16 protein-coding genes are annotated in these 16314 nt (G+C 69.0%); 9 read left to right on the top strand and 7 right to left on the bottom strand.

Annotated features, from left to right (window positions below):
- The first annotated feature begins 141 nt into the window (after window positions 1-141).
- A complete protein-coding gene (locus tag BZL64_RS09675) occupies window positions 142-828 on the top strand; it encodes a hypothetical protein (RefSeq protein WP_086768078.1) in 687 nt (228 codons plus the stop codon).
- Between the two features lie 42 nt (window positions 829-870).
- On the opposite strand, the gene BZL64_RS09670 is transcribed toward BZL64_RS09675, so the two are convergent.
- Window positions 871-1596: a DUF2625 family protein gene (locus BZL64_RS09670; RefSeq protein ID WP_086768076.1), complete on the bottom strand. Its 726-nt coding sequence runs from the start codon at window positions 1594-1596 to the stop codon at window positions 871-873.
- Window positions 1597-2024: 428 nt separating this feature from the next.
- On the opposite strand from BZL64_RS09670, the gene BZL64_RS09660 reads away from it, so the two are divergent.
- Complete coding sequence (locus tag BZL64_RS09660; RefSeq protein WP_425276029.1) at window positions 2025-3110, top strand: lytic polysaccharide monooxygenase auxiliary activity family 9 protein; 1086 nt, start codon at window positions 2025-2027, stop codon at window positions 3108-3110.
- A 312-nt stretch (window positions 3111-3422) separates the two neighbouring features.
- Here BZL64_RS09660 and BZL64_RS09650 read toward each other — a convergent pair whose 3' ends face one another.
- The 3 genes from BZL64_RS09650 to BZL64_RS09640 all read right to left on the bottom strand — a co-directional run bounded on the left by BZL64_RS09650 (window position 3423) and on the right by BZL64_RS09640 (window position 5290).
- The gene (locus BZL64_RS09650) at window positions 3423-3680 is read right to left on the bottom strand and encodes a helix-turn-helix domain-containing protein (RefSeq protein ID WP_086768072.1); all 258 of its coding nucleotides are present in this window, start codon (window positions 3678-3680) and stop codon (window positions 3423-3425) included.
- Window positions 3680-4177, bottom strand: coding sequence for a DUF2975 domain-containing protein (locus BZL64_RS09645; protein WP_086768070.1), 498 nt, complete (start codon window positions 4175-4177; stop codon window positions 3680-3682). Before BZL64_RS09645 ends, BZL64_RS09650 begins: the two co-directional genes overlap by 1 nt.
- A 123-nt stretch (window positions 4178-4300) precedes the next feature.
- Window positions 4301-5290 (bottom strand): acetylxylan esterase, encoded by a 990-nt coding sequence (locus BZL64_RS09640; RefSeq protein ID WP_086768068.1) that lies wholly within the window; start codon window positions 5288-5290, stop codon window positions 4301-4303.
- Window positions 5291-5543: 253 nt separating this feature from the next.
- On the opposite strand from BZL64_RS09640, the gene BZL64_RS09635 reads away from it, so the two are divergent.
- The 6 genes from BZL64_RS09635 to BZL64_RS42145 are packed head-to-tail and all read left to right on the top strand — an operon-like array spanning window position 5544 to window position 11781.
- The gene (locus tag BZL64_RS09635) at window positions 5544-6533 is read left to right on the top strand and encodes an ABC transporter permease subunit (protein ID WP_086768066.1); all 990 of its coding nucleotides are present in this window, start codon (window positions 5544-5546) and stop codon (window positions 6531-6533) included.
- Window positions 6530-7435 carry a carbohydrate ABC transporter permease gene (locus tag BZL64_RS09630; protein ID WP_208639404.1) on the top strand — a complete coding sequence of 302 codons (906 nt, stop codon included), beginning with the start codon at window positions 6530-6532 and terminating at the stop codon, window positions 7433-7435. Before BZL64_RS09635 ends, BZL64_RS09630 begins: the two co-directional genes overlap by 4 nt.
- 59 nt (window positions 7436-7494) lie before the next feature.
- Window positions 7495-9147, top strand: a complete 1653-nt coding sequence (locus tag BZL64_RS09625; protein ID WP_086768064.1) for an ABC transporter substrate-binding protein — start codon at window positions 7495-7497, stop codon at window positions 9145-9147.
- The gene (locus tag BZL64_RS09620) at window positions 9144-10655 is read left to right on the top strand and encodes a GH39 family glycosyl hydrolase (RefSeq protein WP_244205275.1); all 1512 of its coding nucleotides are present in this window, start codon (window positions 9144-9146) and stop codon (window positions 10653-10655) included. The genes BZL64_RS09625 and BZL64_RS09620 overlap by 4 nt, the downstream gene beginning before the upstream one ends.
- A 44-nt stretch (window positions 10656-10699) precedes the next feature.
- Window positions 10700-11425 (top strand): hypothetical protein, encoded by a 726-nt coding sequence (locus BZL64_RS09615; RefSeq protein WP_425276030.1) that lies wholly within the window; start codon window positions 10700-10702, stop codon window positions 11423-11425.
- Entirely contained in the window at window positions 11422-11781 is a 360-nt protein-coding gene (locus tag BZL64_RS42145; protein WP_107430248.1) for a beta-galactosidase, read from the top strand. Before BZL64_RS09615 ends, BZL64_RS42145 begins: the two co-directional genes overlap by 4 nt.
- On the opposite strand, the gene BZL64_RS09605 is transcribed toward BZL64_RS42145, so the two are convergent.
- The 3 genes from BZL64_RS09605 to BZL64_RS09595 all read right to left on the bottom strand — a co-directional run bounded on the left by BZL64_RS09605 (window position 11727) and on the right by BZL64_RS09595 (window position 14584).
- The gene (locus BZL64_RS09605; RefSeq protein ID WP_086768060.1) at window positions 11727-13718 is read right to left on the bottom strand and encodes an alpha-glucuronidase; all 1992 of its coding nucleotides are present in this window, start codon (window positions 13716-13718) and stop codon (window positions 11727-11729) included. The genes BZL64_RS42145 and BZL64_RS09605 overlap by 55 nt on opposite strands.
- A gap of 13 nt (window positions 13719-13731) precedes the next feature.
- The gene (locus tag BZL64_RS09600; protein ID WP_086768058.1) at window positions 13732-14256 is read right to left on the bottom strand and encodes a hypothetical protein; all 525 of its coding nucleotides are present in this window, start codon (window positions 14254-14256) and stop codon (window positions 13732-13734) included.
- A 112-nt stretch (window positions 14257-14368) separates the two neighbouring features.
- Window positions 14369-14584, bottom strand: coding sequence for a hypothetical protein (locus BZL64_RS09595; protein ID WP_086768057.1), 216 nt, complete (start codon window positions 14582-14584; stop codon window positions 14369-14371).
- A gap of 262 nt (window positions 14585-14846) precedes the next feature.
- Between BZL64_RS09595 and ngcE the strand changes: the two genes are divergently transcribed.
- Window positions 14847-16313 carry an N-acetylglucosamine/diacetylchitobiose ABC transporter substrate-binding protein gene (ngcE, locus tag BZL64_RS09590; RefSeq protein WP_086768055.1) on the top strand — a complete coding sequence of 489 codons (1467 nt, stop codon included), beginning with the start codon at window positions 14847-14849 and terminating at the stop codon, window positions 16311-16313.
- The last annotated feature ends 1 nt before the right edge of the window (window position 16314 follow it).

The raw sequence follows: 16314 nt of genomic DNA, 5'->3' as shown, positions 1-16314 counted from the left end.
GTGACACAGGCGAGGGCCGTTCCCCCGGTGACGGGGGTGCGGCCCTTCGCCGTGCGCGGTGGCCCGCGAGGGCCCTTCGCCGCTGTGGCCTCAGGGGCCGCCACCGGCGACTGCCGGAGGGGCCGTTGATACGGTCCGGCCATGCCTGAAACACCTGCAGCAAGCGGTCCTGCAAGCGGTTCCGCAACGAGTGGTCCCGTCACCGCGGACGATGTCGCGTACGCCGTCCGGCTGGGCGTGACCGCCCTGCACGGGGCGGACGTGTCGCGCTGGGACGCCAAGGCCGGCTCCCTGGAGTGGACCTGCTGGGAGACCGTCGAGCACCTTGCCGACGACTTGTTCGCCTATGCCGCCCAACTCGGCCCGCGGAACCCGCCGTCGGACACCGAGGTGCCGTTCGTGTGGAGCCGGAGTAAGCCGGGCGGTCCGGCGAACGTCATCTTCGCCGACCGCGCGGCCGGCCCGGCAGGCCTGTTGCTGGTCCTGGAGGCGTGCGGCACCCTGCTCACGGCCGTCGTGCGGACCACGTCGCCGGCCGTACGGTCGCACCACGTCTTCGGCCTGGCCGACCCGGAGGGCTTCGCCGCGATGGGCGTCGTCGAGACGCTGGTGCACCTGCACGACGTCACCGAGGGACTCGGCCTCGACTGGGAGCCCGACGCCGACCTCTGCGGCCGGGTGCTGACCAGGCTCTTCCCGGACGCCCCGACCGGCACCCCCCGGTGGCCCACCCTTCTCTGGGCCACAGGCCGCGCGGAACTCCCCGGTCACCACCGCCTCACCTCATGGCGCTGGTACGGCGCGCCCGCCGGGGAGCGGCAGCGGTAACGGACCCGGAAACCGAAGCGCCGATGTTTCCTCGGCCGGGACTCACACCTCGCCGAGGAACCCCGGGTCCGCAGGGCCCATCTGGAGGGCGAAGTCGGCGGCGACTCCGAGGATCTCGCGCATCGGCACCGCCCGACGGCTGGTGGCAGCGAGATCGGCGTGCGCCTCCTCGGTCCACAGGAAGGGGAACACGGAGATTCCCTCCGAGAGGCTCAGGGCAGCGGCCTCCTCGCGCCAGCCGGGCGGGCGCAGTCCGTCGTAGAACGTGTCGAGCCGCCCGGACAGCAGCCAGGCGACCCATCCGGAGTGGCCCATGTCCATGGCCTCCCACGCCAGTGTGTCGGGGGCGAAGTACGTCATCTGCCCCGGATCCCCGGGCCGGCCCGCGGCGGCCGGATCATGGCCGTTCAACGCGAACACCCCGCCCAGGACGTCCTGGCCCACGACGAGGCCGGTCGCGGGATGCCAGGCGTGGTCGGCAACAGCGGGAAAGCGGTTGACCCGGGCCAGGCTCGGCAGCCCCCCGTGCGCCGGTGAGCCGCCGCCGAACACCCGCACCCACCCTCCGTCCAGCACCAGCCCGCCACAGTTCAGGGCCAGCGCGCCGAGCGTCGAACGGGCGGTGACCTGCAACTGCGCGAGGCACCGGCGCCCTTCCTCGGGTTCGGGGGCCAACACCCGCACGGACACACCGCTGCCGGTGAACGCCTCCTGCAGTTGCGGCCAGGCCGGGTCGTCCACCTGAGTCAATTCGTCGATCTCCCGCATGGGGACATGTTCCCAGCACCGCCACACCGGGATGCGCGCACCCGTGAGCGCCGTACGTGGCCGCTCACCATCGAGGGCCGGCGCTTCTGCAGCATGTCGATCCGCGGCTCGGTCTGCGCGAAGGCGATGTCCGAGACCTTGCCGACTTCAGCCGTGTCCATAGGCATTTCGCCGACCGCCGGATGAGCCCAGCGCCCCTGTCGGGCGCTCGATTCCGGGCAACAACGCTGATTCCGTTTACAAGTCGGCCCGACAGCGCTATCTTCCGGCACAGGTGAGGTGGGAGCGCTCCCATACGGTGGACCGGAACCCGCCGGGTGTCGCTCCCGCCTCAACCCCTCCCTTTCGCAGTCGCGTCGCGCCCGCACCCGCATCGCACCCGCACCGTTCCATGCCCGCACGGTCCGTACGTGGAAGGACGGACTCCCATGCGAGACGTCAAGACTGTCATGATCACGACAAGAGTGAGGGCGAAGTTACGTACCAGGGCCCTCCTCCTTGTCCTCCTCTCCCTCTTCGCCACCCTCCCCGCTGTCGGACTCATCGTCACGACCGGCGGTAAAGCCGAGGCGCACGGCACCCCCATGAAGCCCGGCAGCCGGACCTTCCTGTGCTGGCAGGACGGGCTGACCGACACCGGTGAGATCAAACCGATCAACCCCGCTTGCAGAAACGCGCAGCAGGTCAGCGGGACCACGCCGTTCTACAACTGGTTCTCCGTGCTTCGCTCCGACGGCGCCGGCCGCACCCGGGGCTTCGTACCCGACGGCCAGCTGTGCAGCGGCGGAAACACCAACTTCACCGGTTTCGACGCACCCCGCAACGACTGGCCGCTCACCCACCTCACCTCGGGTGCGAACGTCGACTTCTCCTACAACGCCTGGGCCGCCCATCCGGGTTGGTTCTACGTCTACATCACCAAGGACGGCTTCGACCCCGCCCAAGCTCTCACCTGGGACGCGATCGAGGACCAGCCGTTCCTGAGCGTCGACCACCCGCCACTCAACGGCAGCCCGGGTACGGTCGAGGCCAACTACGCCTGGAACGGCAAGCTTCCCGAAGGCAAGTCGGGGCGGCACATCGTCTACATGGTCTGGCAGCGCTCGGACAGTGCCGAGACCTTCTACTCCTGCTCCGATGTCGTCTTCGACGGCGGCAACGGCGAGGTGACCGGTATCCATGAGCCCGGCAACCCGACCGAGCCCGTCCCCGGCACCTGCACGGCGACCCGCAGGACGACGGGAAGCTGGAACGGCGGTTACCAGTCCGAGGTCACCGTCACCAACTCGGGCGACGTCCCGATGCTCGGCTGGATGGTCGACTGGACACTGACCACCGGCCAGAAGATCGACAGCCTCTGGAACGGCAACGCCACCTACAACGGCCAGGCGGTGATGGTCCACAACGCCAACTGGAACGGCTCCTTGAGTCCGGGGCAGAGTGCCTCGTTCGGCTACGTCGTCGCGGGACCCGGCGGTGACAGTACGACGACCCTTCCCTGTCGGGTCGGCTGAGTCGTCCCGCCCCTCGTGCTGGAAGCGGGGCCCCGGAGCGCTTGCCCGGAGTCACCGCAGTCACCGCAGTCACCGGAGTCACCGGAGTCACCGGAGTCACCGGAGTCACCGGAGTCACCGGAGTCACCGGAGTCACCGGAGTCACCGGAGTCACCGGAGTCACCGGAGTCACCGGAGTCACCGGAGTCTTCGGAGTGCGCAGGGAAACGAAGAGAAACGCGCCAGGCCGTAGCGGGTCCACCCGCCACGGCCTGGCGCCTCCAGCGTCGGCGGGAAGGTACTGGGCCCTCGCCGCCACGGACGCGTGACTCATCAGCCGTCCCCGACAGCCCCGGCCCCCGCCCTGCTCTCTGCCTCTGCCTCGTCCCCGGCCTCCCAGCGCAGAAGGTCGCCGGGCTGGCACTCCAGCACCTCGCAGAGGGCGGCGAGCGTCGAGAAGCGCACCGCCTTGGCGCGGCCGTTCTTGAGGACCGCCAGGTTGGCGGGTGTGATCCCGACGCGTTCCGCGAGTTCGCCCACGGACATCTTGCGCCTGGCCAGCATCACGTCGATGTCGACGACGATCGGCATCAGATCACCTCGGCGAGTTCGGCCCGCATCCGCGTCGCCTCGACATCGCGGGCCACCGCCTGGGCGAGCAGCATGCGCAGCACGAGCACGATGAGCGCCACGCCCAGGATCGCCATGACGGCGCCACCGACCAGCAGGACGACTCCGGGGGCGACGGCCTCGCCCGGCGCCAGCAGGACCCCGAGCGTGAACATCAGGAGGGCAGCCGTCACGAACGCGCCGATCACGATGTGGACGTACCGGAAAGCGGCGTCGGAGAAAACGGTTCCTCGCCGCACCATCGTCACCAGGCGCCACACGCAGACCAGGACGACCTGTGCGGTCACGATGCCCAGGATGACGGTCACCAGGAACGCGGCGGGCGGGTAGGCGAGTTCGGTGTCGGCCTCGTCCAGATCCCTGCCCAACAGCGGGACCATCACCGCCTGGACGAACACCGAGCCGGTGAGCAACGCCACGATCACGCCACGCAGCGCGAGCACGGTCAGTCTTCCCATGATCTTTCCTTCCATCGGCCCAGGGTCGACCCACAGCCCATCCGCGATCGATCCACGATGGAAATCTATCGAAACTCGATAGGTAGAGCAAGTGGATGGCTGTGCCGGGCCACGCTCGGTCCCTCAGTCCGAGAACACCTCGCGCAGCCACACCAGTTGGCGCCCCACCTGTTCCGCCTCGCCCCCCTCGTGACCGTTGTACGGAAACGCGTGCATCGCCTTGCGCACCTCCCCTCCGCGCAACTCCCCGTAGCGGTTGAACGCCGCGTACGCGCCGCTCGGCGGGCAGACCGTGTCGCGCAGGCCCGTGCCGAAGTGTGCGGGTGCGTGGGCGCGGCGGGCGAAGGAGATGCCCTCGACGTGGGCGAGCGTGCGGTACGCGGACCGTTCCGCGCCCCGGTGGACGGAGAGATACGTGGCGATCTCGCCGTAGGGGCCCGCGTCGGTGAGGTCGAGCGCGCGGCGGATTCCGCACAGCAGAGGCGCGGTGACCAGAACGGCGGCCAGGTCGGGGACCAGGCCCGCGACGGCCAGGGCGAGTCCGCCGCCCTGGCTGTTGCCGACGGCGGCCACGCGCGCCCCGTCGACGCCGGGCAGCGCACGGACGGCCGTCACCGCGCGCACCGCGTCCGTGATCAGCCGCCGGTAGTGGTAGTCGCGCGCGTCGAGCAGGCCGCGCACGGCGGGGCCGGGACCGCCTGGCGCGGTGGCGTGCGGGTCGGGGGTCGCGCCGCCGTTCCCGTACTGGTCGCCCTGGCCGCGGTTGTCCATCAGCAGGTGCGCGTATCCGGCGTTCACCCAGGTCAGCCGCTCGTGGGGGAGACCGCGACCGCGGCCGTAGCCGACGAACTCGACCACCGCGGGCAGCGGGTCGCGGACACCTGCCGGGCGGCTGAACCAGGCCCGCACGGGGTCCCCGGCGAAGCCGCGGAACGTCACGTCCCAGGTCTGCGTCAGACGCAGGCCGGTATCGACAGGCCGCACCGACACCAGCGGCTCCCGTTGTCCGGCCTCCTTCAGGGTGTCGGCCCAGAACGCGTCGAAGCCGGCGGGCTCGTCGATGTCGGGCCGGTGTCGCTCCAGCTCCGGCAGGGGCAGGTCGAACGCGGGCACGGGCGGCCACCTCGCAGATCGTCAGCGATCGTTGCGTACATCCGCCAGAAAATTGCGGAGGACGTGGACGGTCAACTATCCGGTTCTACCCCGGCCATTGCCTGTTGCAACGTCTCGTCATCCCCTCCATTCCGCGGTGCCCCACCCATTGACAGCGCTTTCCGTGTGCCCTTACGTTGCCGCAGAGTTACCGGTAAGGGCACGAAAGTTTCGAGACCGTTTGGTTCGAATGACGTCCCCTGGGAGGCCGAGCATGAGCACCTCCGCCCCATCGGCACCACTTCCCGAAGCCCAGGAACCGCCGCCTAAGACGAGGCACGGTCCCATGCGACGCCCCGTGCGACGCGGTTGGCGGCGGGCGCTGCGCCGTGACTGGCAGCTGTACTCGCTGGCCGTGCTGCCGTTGCTCTTCTTCCTGGTCTTCCGCTATCTGCCGATGATCGGCAACGTGATCGCCTTCCGCCGCTTCGAGCCGGGCGGGTCCCTCCTCGGCGAGCACTGGGTCGGGCTGCGGTACGTGGAGATGTTCCTGTCCGACCCCACCTTCTGGCAGGTCTTCCGCAACACGTTGTGGCTCGGCGCGCTCACGCTCGTCTTCTGTTTCCCGATCCCGATCGTGCTCGCCCTGCTGCTCAACGAGGTCCGCCGCACGTCCCTGAAACGGTTCGTGCAGTCGGTTTCCTACCTTCCGCACTTCCTGTCGGTCGTGATCGTCGCCGGCATCACCATGCAGATGCTCGCCACCGACGGACCGGTCAACCACATGCTGGGCTGGTTCGGCCAGGAACCGACCCGGTTCATCCAGGAGCCCGAGTGGTTCCGCACGATCTACGTCGGCTCCGAGATCTGGCAGACCGCGGGCTGGGGCACGATCCTCTACCTCGCCGCACTCACCACAATCGACGACGACCTGTACGAGGCCGCGCGCATCGACGGCGCCAACCGCTGGCAGCAGATCTGGCACGTCACACTGCCCGGCATCCGCCCCACCATGATCACGCTGCTGATCCTCAACATCGGCACGTTTCTCGCCGTCGGGTTCGAGAAGATCCTGCTGCTCTACAACCCGCTGACCTATCCGACCGCCGACGTGGTCTCCACGTACCTCTACCGCACCGGCGTCGAGTCCAACAGCTTCAGCTACGCCGCCGCGATCGGCCTGTTCGAGGCGATCGTCGGACTGGTGCTGATCACCTCCGCCAACCAGTTGTCGCGCCGCACGGTGGGGACGAGCCTGTGGTGAGCCTCCTGACCCCGCGCCCACGCACCTCGGTCGACCAGCCGACGCGCGGTTACCGGGTCTTCCAGGGGATCAACGGCGTGATCCTCACGGCCGTGGTCGTCGTGACCCTCTATCCCTTCGTCAACATCATCGCCCGCTCCTTCAGCGGGGAACGGCAGATCCGCGCCGGTGAAGTGACGCTGTGGCCCAAGGGCTTCGATCTCACGACGTACCGCATCGTCTTCACCGACGACGTCTTCTGGCGCGGTTACGGAAACACGCTGTTCTACACCGTCGTGTCGACCGTGGTGGCGATGGTCCTGACGACCTGTTACGCGTACGTCCTCTCGAAAAAGCACCTCAAGGGGCGCAACGTCCTCGTCGGCATCGCCGTGTTCACCATGTTCTTCTCCGGCGGGCTCATCCCGAACTACGTCCTGATCACCAGCCTCGGGCTGAAGAACTCGGTCTGGGCGATCGCCCTGCCGAACGCGATCAGCGTCTTCAACCTGCTGGTGATGAAGGCCTTCTTCGAGAGTCTGCCCACCGAACTGGAGGAGGCCGCGGAGATCGACGGTCTCAGCACCTACGGCACCCTGCTGCGGATCGTGCTGCCACTGTCCAAGGCGGTCATCGCGACCATGGTGCTCTTCTACTCGGTGTCCTACTGGAACTCCTGGTTCCAGGCCTTCCTCTACATGGACCGGGCCGAGCTGATGCCCGTCACCGTCTACCTGCGCAACCTCATCGCCGGCGCGACCGGCGCCACCAACGCGGGCGCCACCACCGAGCAGGGCAGTCAGGTGGCCGCCAACATCCAGGCGGTCACGATCGTGCTCACCTCGCTGCCGATCCTCTGCGTGTACCCGTTCGTCCAGCGCTACTTCGTCTCGGGCGTGATGCTCGGCGCCGTCAAGGGCTGACCGCACCACTCCTGCGGGAACCGCTTTCGCCAAAGGCCTACGGAAACAAAGGAGTATCCGTGAAGAACCAAGGGCAACTGTCGCGGCGCCAGATCCTGTCCGCGGCGGGATTCATCGGCCTCGCCACCCTGACGGGCTGCGGCAGCGGCGACGACGGGGGCGACAACAAGGACCTGTCGAAGAAACAGGACGGCGCGATGAAGCAGTACCGCGTCGGCGACCAGTTCAAGGCCGGCAAGGCCCTGACGTTCTCCCTCCTCCACAACAGCATGCCCAACTACCCGCTGAAGCAGAGCTGGCTCTTCTGGAAGGAACTGACCAGGAGGACGGGCATCACGCTCAAGGCCACCACCGTCCCCGCGAGCGACTACGACAAGAAGCGCAGCCTCCTCATCGGCGCGGGCGACGCTCCACTGCTGATACCCAAGACCTACCCCGGCCAGGAGACACCGTTCGTCTCCTCCGGCTCGGTCCTCGCGGTCAGCGACTACGTGCACCTGATGCCCAACTTCCAGGACAAGGTCAAGAAGTGGGGGCTGCGACCCGAGGTCGACTCCCTGCGCCAGTCGGACGGCAAGTACTACCTGCTGCCCGGCCTGCACGAGAAGGTCAAGTCGGGCTACTCCCTGGCGCTGCGCACGGACGTCCTCGACCGGCTCGGCCTGGCCCTGCCCACCACCTGGGACGAGGTGTACACGGTCTTCCGGGCGCTCAAGGACGAGTACCCCGACCGCTACCCCTTCTCCGACCGCTGGAGCGCCCCGCCGAACTCGGCGGGGGCCCTGCTGGGCTACCTCGGCCAGGCCTACGGCGTCCGGGCCGGCTGGTCGTACCTCAACGCGAGCTGGGACCAGGCCGGGAGCCGGTACGTCTTCACCGGCGCCACGGACGCCTATCGCCAGGTCGTCACCTACCTGCACAAGCTGGTCGACGAGAAGCTGATGGACCCGGAGAGCTTCACCCAGACCGACGACGACGCGGTGAAGAAGCTCCTCGCGGAGAAGTCCTTCGCCATCAGCGCCAATCCTCAGGAGCTGGTACAGAACTACCGCTACAACCTCCAGCGGCAGGTGAAGGGTTCGGCGATAGAGATGGTGCCGGTGCCGCTCGGCCCGGCCGGCCCGGTGGTGCTGGGCGGCGCCCGCCTGGAGAACGGCCTGATGATCTCCAGCGAGGCCCTCAAGAGCGACAACTTCGTCGCCCTGGTGCAGTTCGTGGACTGGCTCTGGTACTCCGACGAGGGCCAGCGGTTCTCCAAGTGGGGTGTGCGGGACGTGACCTACACCGAGTCCGGCGGTCGCTACCGGACCAAGGACGGCATCACCCTCATGGGCTCCGACCCGGACGCCCCGAAGGACCTCCAGCGCGACTTCGGCTTCTTCAACGGCGTCTTCTCCTACGGCGGCAGCTGGGCCCTCGTCTCCTCCTCCTTCGGCCCGGACGAGCAGAGGTTCCAGGACGCCATGGCCCGACGCGAGCAGCTGCCCGTCGACCCCGCCCACCCCCTCCAGTCGGTGGAGCAGGAACAGGCCACCCTCTGGGACACCCCGCTCAAGGACCACGTCTTCCAGAACACGCTCCAGTTCGTTCTCGGCAAGCGTTCCCTCGACGAATGGGACGACTACGTCTCCGAGTTGAAGGCCAAGAACATGGACCGCTACCTGGACCTCCACAACAAGGCGTACGAGCGTTTCAAGAAGGAGCACGCGTGATCCGCGTCCCCGAGACGGCGAGCGCCCGCTTCTCCGACACCTGGCGCCACTGCGTCGGCACCGGCCGGATCGAACTCGCCCTGCGCCGCGACTACCAGGACTCCCTCGCCCAGCTCCAGCGCGACATCGGATTCCGGCACATCCGCGGCCACGGCCTGCTCAGCGACGGCATGGGCGTCCACCGCCCGTACGACCACGGGGGCGCCCGCCACGTCCACCACTCCTTCACCTACGTCGACCAGGTCGTCGACGCCTACCTCGCCGCCGGGATCCGCCCCTTCCTCGAACTCGGCTTCATGCCCGCCGACCTGGCCTCCGGGGAGCAGACGGTGTTCTGGTGGCGGGGCAACGTCACCCCGCCCCGCTCCCACCGCGAGTGGGCCGGCCTGGTCCGCGCCACGCTGTCCCACCTCGTCGACCGCTACGGCATCGACGAGGTGCGCACCTGGCCGATCGAGGTGTGGAACGAGCCCAACCTGGCCGACTTCTGGCAGGGCGCCGACGAGAAGGCGTACCACGAGCTGTACGAGGTGACCGCGCGGGCCGTGAAGGAGGTGGACGCCGATCTCCAGGTGGGCGGCCCCGCGATCTCCCCGGGCGCCGACGACTGGCTGGTCCGGTTCGCCGAGTTCGCCGAGGCCCGCGAGGTTCCCGTCGACTTCGTCTCCCGGCACGCCTACACCTCGGGGCCGGCCCGTCACCTGCCCTTCGGGGTCCACCAGACCCTGGACCCGGCGACCGCACTGCTGGAACAGTTCGCCGCCCCGCGACAACGGCTCGCGGGCACGCGGCATGCCGAACTCCCCGTGCACATCACCGAGTTCAACTCGTCCTACCGCCCCGACAACCCCATCCACGACACGGCTTTCCACGCCGCCTACCTGGCACCGGTGCTGGCCGCCGGGGGCGACCTCGTCGACTCCTTCTCCTACTGGACGTTCAGCGACATGTTCGAGGAGACCGGCGTCCCCACCGCCCTCTTCCACGGCGGCTTCGGGCTGCTCACCCATCGCCAGGTGCGGAAACCGACGTACCACCTGTACGCCTTCATGGCCCGGACGGGGTCCGAGCTGCTGGCGCGCGGCGACGACCACCTCGTCACCCGCCACCCCGACGGCCGGGTCACCGTCCTGGCCTGGGCGCCCGTCGACGAGACCGGCGAGACCCCCGGCCCGGACCGGCACGAGCTGCACCTGTCCGTCCCCCTCGGCGCCAGGGGGGAGGCTTTCCTACGACGGTCGACGGTCGACGAGGAGCACGGCAACGCCTACACGGCCTGGCGGCACATGGGCAGCCCACGCTCGCCGAGACCGCGGCAACTGGACATCCTGCACGAGGCCGCCGAGCCCGCCCGCCGGCACGGCCGCCTGCCCCTGGAGGACGGCCGCGCCGACCTGCGCCTCACCCTGGCCCGCCACGAGATCACCCTCCTGGAACTCACCCCGCTCACCGACGAGACCCCACCCTGGTGGGACGAACGCCGGCTCCTCGGCGGGGAGGCCGAGTGACCACGGTGCGCACGGACCTCGGCAGGCAGCTCCAGGCGAGCCTCATGACCCCCACCGGTACCGGCACCGTCGCCACCACCGCCCGCACCACCACCAGCCGCCCCCACGATTTCGGAACCGGTCACCTCTCCCGCGCCGCCGCCCTCCTGCACACCCTCCTCACCGTCGAGGCGCTCCTCCTCGTCACCACCGCCCCCGGCCTCCTCGGGCTCCTCATCCTCGGCCCGTGCCCCGCCAACCTGCCCCTCGCCGCACTCTGCCTGCTGCCGCTGGGCCCGGCCGCGTCCGCCGCCGTGTACGCCCTGCACCACCGCAGCCGCGACCTCACGGACCTGCACCCGGCCCGCGTCTACCGGCGCGGCCTGCGCCTCAACTCACTCCCCGCACTGCGGCTTTGGGCACCTCTGCTGGCGTGGCTGACCGTGATCGCCTTCACGCTCACCCACTTCACCGCCACCGGGCTGCCCCGCTGGTGGGCGGCGCTGCTCGCGGTGATCGGCGTGGCCTCCCTCCTCTGGGGCGCCCACGCGCTGCTCCTCACCTCCCTCTTCACCTTCCGCTCCCGCGACACCGCCCGCCTCGCCGCGTACTTCCTGCTCCGGCGCGGCCGTACGACTCTCGCCGCCGCCTCCCTGCTCGTGCTGACCGGTGCCATGACCGCCCTGCTGACCGAGGCACTGCCCGCCCTGCTGGCCGCCCCGTCGCTGCTCTCCCTGCTGTACGCCGGCCGCCCGGTGATCGCCGAGGCCGAGGAGGACTTCACCCCATGAGCCCGACGGGCCCCAAGATCCCCTACGGCGGTGACTACAACCCCGAGCAGTGGCCGCAGGAGGTCTGGGACGACGACCACCGCCTGTTCACCCGCGCCGGGATCGACACCCTCACCGTCGGCGTCTTCACCTGGTCGGTCACCCAACCCGCCGAGGACGTCCACGACTTCACTGTCCTGGACCGTGTGCTGGACCGGGCCGGGGCCGCCCATGCCGCCGCCACCGACCTCCTGACCGGCGAACGGGTCGACGAAGGCGGTTCCCTGACCCTCGGCCCGCTGGACGTGGCGGTCCTGCGCCTTCACCAGATCGTCCGCCCCCGCGCGTCCGGCACCCCCGACTTGCGCAGGAAGTAACTGTTGATCTGATCGCGCCACTCGCGGGCACCACGCACCTGCTCCTCGTACCGCTCCGCCACCCGCGCATGACGCTCCGCCCCGACGAGATCCGCGAGCGAGGCCCACACCCGGCGGGCCTCCTTGACCTCCTCCACACCCTCGAAGTGTGTGTCGTAGATGTGCTGGATCACCGTTTTCCCGGAGTGCAGGACATGCGCGTAGGGCACATGGTGGAAGAACAGCAACAGCTCGTCCGGGCAGGTGGCCGGTGACTCGTACACCCCGGCCCACGGGGCCGCGTACTGCGCCGCGTAACCGGTTCCCGTCGCCGCGCTCCGGTCGACACCGATCCCGTCCCGGTCAGCGAAGTGGTACGTCCCCCACGGGCTGTACTCGTAGCCGTCCACGCTCGGCCCGTAGTGGTGACCCGGCTGCACCATGAACCCCACCCCGAGTGGCGCCGTGTACTTCTCGTACGTCCGCCACGAGCCCCGCAGCAGCGAGCGCAGGCCCTCGGTCAGCCGCTCGGGGGCCGACGGGAAGGTGAGCGCGATCCACTCGTCCAGCACCCGGAGCGGGTCCGCGGAGGGCTGCCAGGCGAGCCGCCCGAAGGTGTAGAGGTTGGCCTGCGCCAGCGGATGCCCGGTCCAGTACGGGTCGTCACCCACGTTCGACACCGCCACCAGCCCACCACCCGTCAACTCGCCCACCGAGGGGCCCCGTTCGCCCGCCGGCCGGATCCGCAGCACCTCGCTCCACATCGGCCCGAGCCAGCACACGTGCCGCTGCTGCCCCGTGTACTCCTGCGTGGCCTGCACCTCCACCGCCAGCCGGGTACGCGGCATCGCCCCGAAGACAGGAGAAACCGGTTCCCGGACCTGGAAGTCCATCGGCCCGTGCTTCACCTGGAGCACCGCGTTGTCCGCGAACTCCCCGTCCAGCGGCGCGAAGTGGTCGTACGCGGCACGCGCCCGGTCCGTCGAACGGTCCCGCCAGTCCTGCCGGTGGTCATAGACGAACGCCCGCCAGTGCACCGTCCCGCCGTGCGGAGCGAGCACCGAGGCCAGCATGTTCGCGCCGTCCGCGTGCGAGCGGCCGTAGGTGAACGGACCCGGCTGGCCCTCCGAGTCCGCCTTCACCACGAACCCGCCGAAGTCGGGGATCGCCGCGTAGACCCGTGCCGCCGCCCCCGTCCACCACTGCCGCACCGCCTCGTCCAGCGGATCGGCGGTCGGCAGCCCGCCGAGGACGACCGGCGCCGCGAAGGTGACCGACAGATGCGTACGGACGCAGTACGGCCTCAACGCCGATGCCAGATCGGCCACTTCACCGAGACGGTCGGTCAGCAGCCGCGCCTCGCTCGCGTGCACGTTGACGTTGTTGACGCAGACGGCGTTGATCCCGCACGCCGCGAGCAGCCGGCCGTACGCCCGGACGCGCTCCAGTTCGCCGCGCGCCCGCCCGTCACGCCAGAACAGTGAGCCGCCCGCGTACCCGCGCTCCACCTGGCCCATGACCGGATGCACGTCCACGTTGTCCCAGTGGTCCAGCATCCGCAGCGCCACCGCCGGACGGTGCTCCTCGCGCGGACGATCCCCCCGAAAGGCGGTTCCGCCGAGCCGCACCACTTGGAACAGGCCGTACAGCAGGCCGCGTTGGCCGGACGCCGACACGGTCGTCCGACCGCCCTCACGCCCGTACGCGAACCCTTCGTCCCCCCACTCGGCGTCCGCCACCACGTCCAGCACGAGGTCGTACCCGGCGTCGTCGGAGCCATCCCGGACGACCTCGCCCCCGAACACCCCACAAGCCCAGGCCACTTCACCGTGCACCGTCTCCACGAGCGGCCCCGATCCCCGGATCAGCGTCCGCCGCTCACCCAGCGGCCGGAACGCCTCCATCGGCAGCCAGGCCGGGTCGACCCCGTCGGGCAGAACGGGCACGGGAAGCGGCATGAACCCCTCCGGGTCAGGCGATGGCGGATCCGGTACCGCGCGCGGCTCCGATCAGGTCGGTCAGACCCGCGTCGTCGTAGACGGAGATGTCCACCGTCGCACCCTCGGGCAGGTCGAAGTCATGGATGGAGTAGTCCACCACAGCGGAGGTGCCGGGGGCGGCGAAGGTCCCCAGGTTGTGGTACGTGCCGCCGGACGAGTATCCGACCTTGACGTAGAAGGTGTCGCCGTCGTTGCTGGTGTCGTACACCCACAGCTTCTCGTCGTTCGGGTGGAACTCCACCTTCCCGACGAAGGCGCCGGACTGCACCAGCTCCATCTTCACGGCGTACCCGCCGGCGTCGTTCTGGAAGTACGTGCCGTCGAACGGGTCGGCGAGATTGCCGCCACTGCACGGGCAGTTGTCGGTGTCGTAGTAGTACGAGCTGAACGTCGGGTTCGGGCTGTACGCCTGTGCCGGAGCCGCCGTGGCGACCAGGGCCCCCGCCCCGAGCGCCGCACCTGCGAGCAGACCCGCGAATCTTCTGATGACGCCCATTCTTTCTGCTCCCCCTCGTGATGACAGGCCGCCCATGTTTCCGCGGGCGGCCTGATCATTGTGGGTCAGGGATCTCGCTCCGTGTACCCACCAAGCGCTGTCAGTTACGGGATCATGACAACAACTCAAGCTCCGCCAGGACGGATTGCCCGTCGAAGACCAACCGGTGGTGCCGATACGCGCCCGACTTGGCTGCACCCTGGCCGCGCGGCGACAGCGCGAAGCCGTACGGGTCGGTCGCCCCGAGCGTGCTCGGAGAGGTTCCGTCCGTGGACGCCAGGTCCACCGACACGTTCGTCGCCGCGTAGTCCAGGTCCTCCTCGGCCACCCCTCACGGTTGGCCCTGCGCCCTCCGGCAGCTCGTGTCCGGCGATTTTCCGGCGAGCAGGTCGCGGTGTGCTCATATTTCCGCCAGGTCTCAACTCGGAAAAGACCCATGGCCAACCTTGCATTCGATCTTGTCCGGTGGCGGGAAGTGGACTATACCTGTCGGCGATTCACCCGATCCGCACGACCCTGCTTGACCTGACCGCGGTGCCGGGAAGGATCCGGTTCACCGCCTGAGTCCTGGAGAAGGCGAGGACTTGAGCATGGGATCCACTTCTGCGCCCGATTCGGCCGAGAACCGTGGTGCGAACGGTGTCGGCCGCCGCGATCTGATCAGGAGATCGGCCGCGCTCGGACTGATCTCCGTCCCCACGGTCGGTTTCCTCTCCGCCTGCGCCAGCAGCGGGGGCGGCGGCGACGAGGGCAAGGCCAAAACCGGCAAGAAGACCGAGAAGAACCCGCTCGGCGTGAATGACACCGCCCAGATGGAATTCGTCCTGTTCGACGGCGGTTTCGGCAAGGAGTACGCCGAGGACGCCGTGAAGATCTACGAGCAGAACTTCCCCAGCGCCAAGGTGAAGTTCGCGGCCACCCAGAAGATCCAGTCCACCCTGCAGCCCCGCTTCAACCAGGGCACCCCGCCCGACCTCATCGACAACTCCGGCGCCGAGCAGATGGACATGGGCGTCCTGGTCGGCAAGAGCCAGCTGGCCGACCTCACCCCGCTGCTGGACGCCCCGTCCTACGACGACCCGGCCAAGAAGGTCCGCGACACCCTGCGCCCCGGCATCGTGGAGATGGGCCAGTTCGACGGCGACCCGGTCTGGATCATGTACTACGCGTACACCGTGTACGGCGTCTGGTACTCGCAGAAGGCCCTGGACTCCCTCGACGCCACGTATCCCGAGACCTGGGACGAGATGCTCGCGGTCTGCGCGAAGGCCAAGAAGAAGGGCATGGCGGGCTGGACGTACGCGGGCAAGTACCCGTACTACATCCCGTTCTCGCTGTACCCGATGATCGGCAAGGTCGGCGGCCGCGAAGTCCTTGACGCCATCGACAACCTGGAGCCGAACGCCTGGAAGCACCCGGCGGTCAAGGCGTGTTTCGACGCCTACTACGAGCTGTACGCGAAGGGCTACATCCTGCGCGGCACCCCCGGCCTGGACCACATCCAGTCGCAGACCGCGTGGGCCAAGGGCAAGGCCCTGTTCATCCCCAACGGCTCCTGGGTGGAGAACGAGTCGGCGAACGTCATCCCCGCCGACTTCGGCCTCGCCGTCTCCGCGCCGACCGGACTCGACGGTTCCGACAAACTGCCGTTCGGCACGATCTGGGCCTCCGGCGGTGAGCCGTTCGTCGTCCCGGCCAAGGCGAAGAACCCGGCCGGCGGCATGGAACAACTGCGCATCATGCTCAGCGAGGCGTCGTCGAAGAACTTCACCTCGAAGGTCAAGTCGCTGACGGCGTACAACGGTGGCACCGACGGCATCACGCTCACCCCCGGCCTCAAGTCGGGTGTCGCCGCACTGGACAAGGCCGGCCAGAACGTGGTGAATCCCCGGCTCCAGGACTGGTACGTGCAGTTGCAGAAGGAGAAGATCGGCGTGTCCGGACTCGGCGAGATGATGGCCGGCCGGCTCACCCCGGCGGAGGCGATCAAAAAGATCCAGGATTACGCCGACGAGGCCGCCAAGGACAGCTCGATCAAGCACTACAAGCACCAGTAAC

It is taken from the genome of Streptomyces bobili (assembly GCF_002154575.1).
In the GTDB taxonomy this organism is placed as follows: Bacteria; Actinomycetota; Actinomycetes; order Streptomycetales; family Streptomycetaceae; genus Streptomyces; species Streptomyces bobili.
The sequence above is the reverse complement of the archived record's forward strand: the minus strand, read 5'-3'. Positions and strand labels throughout refer to the sequence as shown.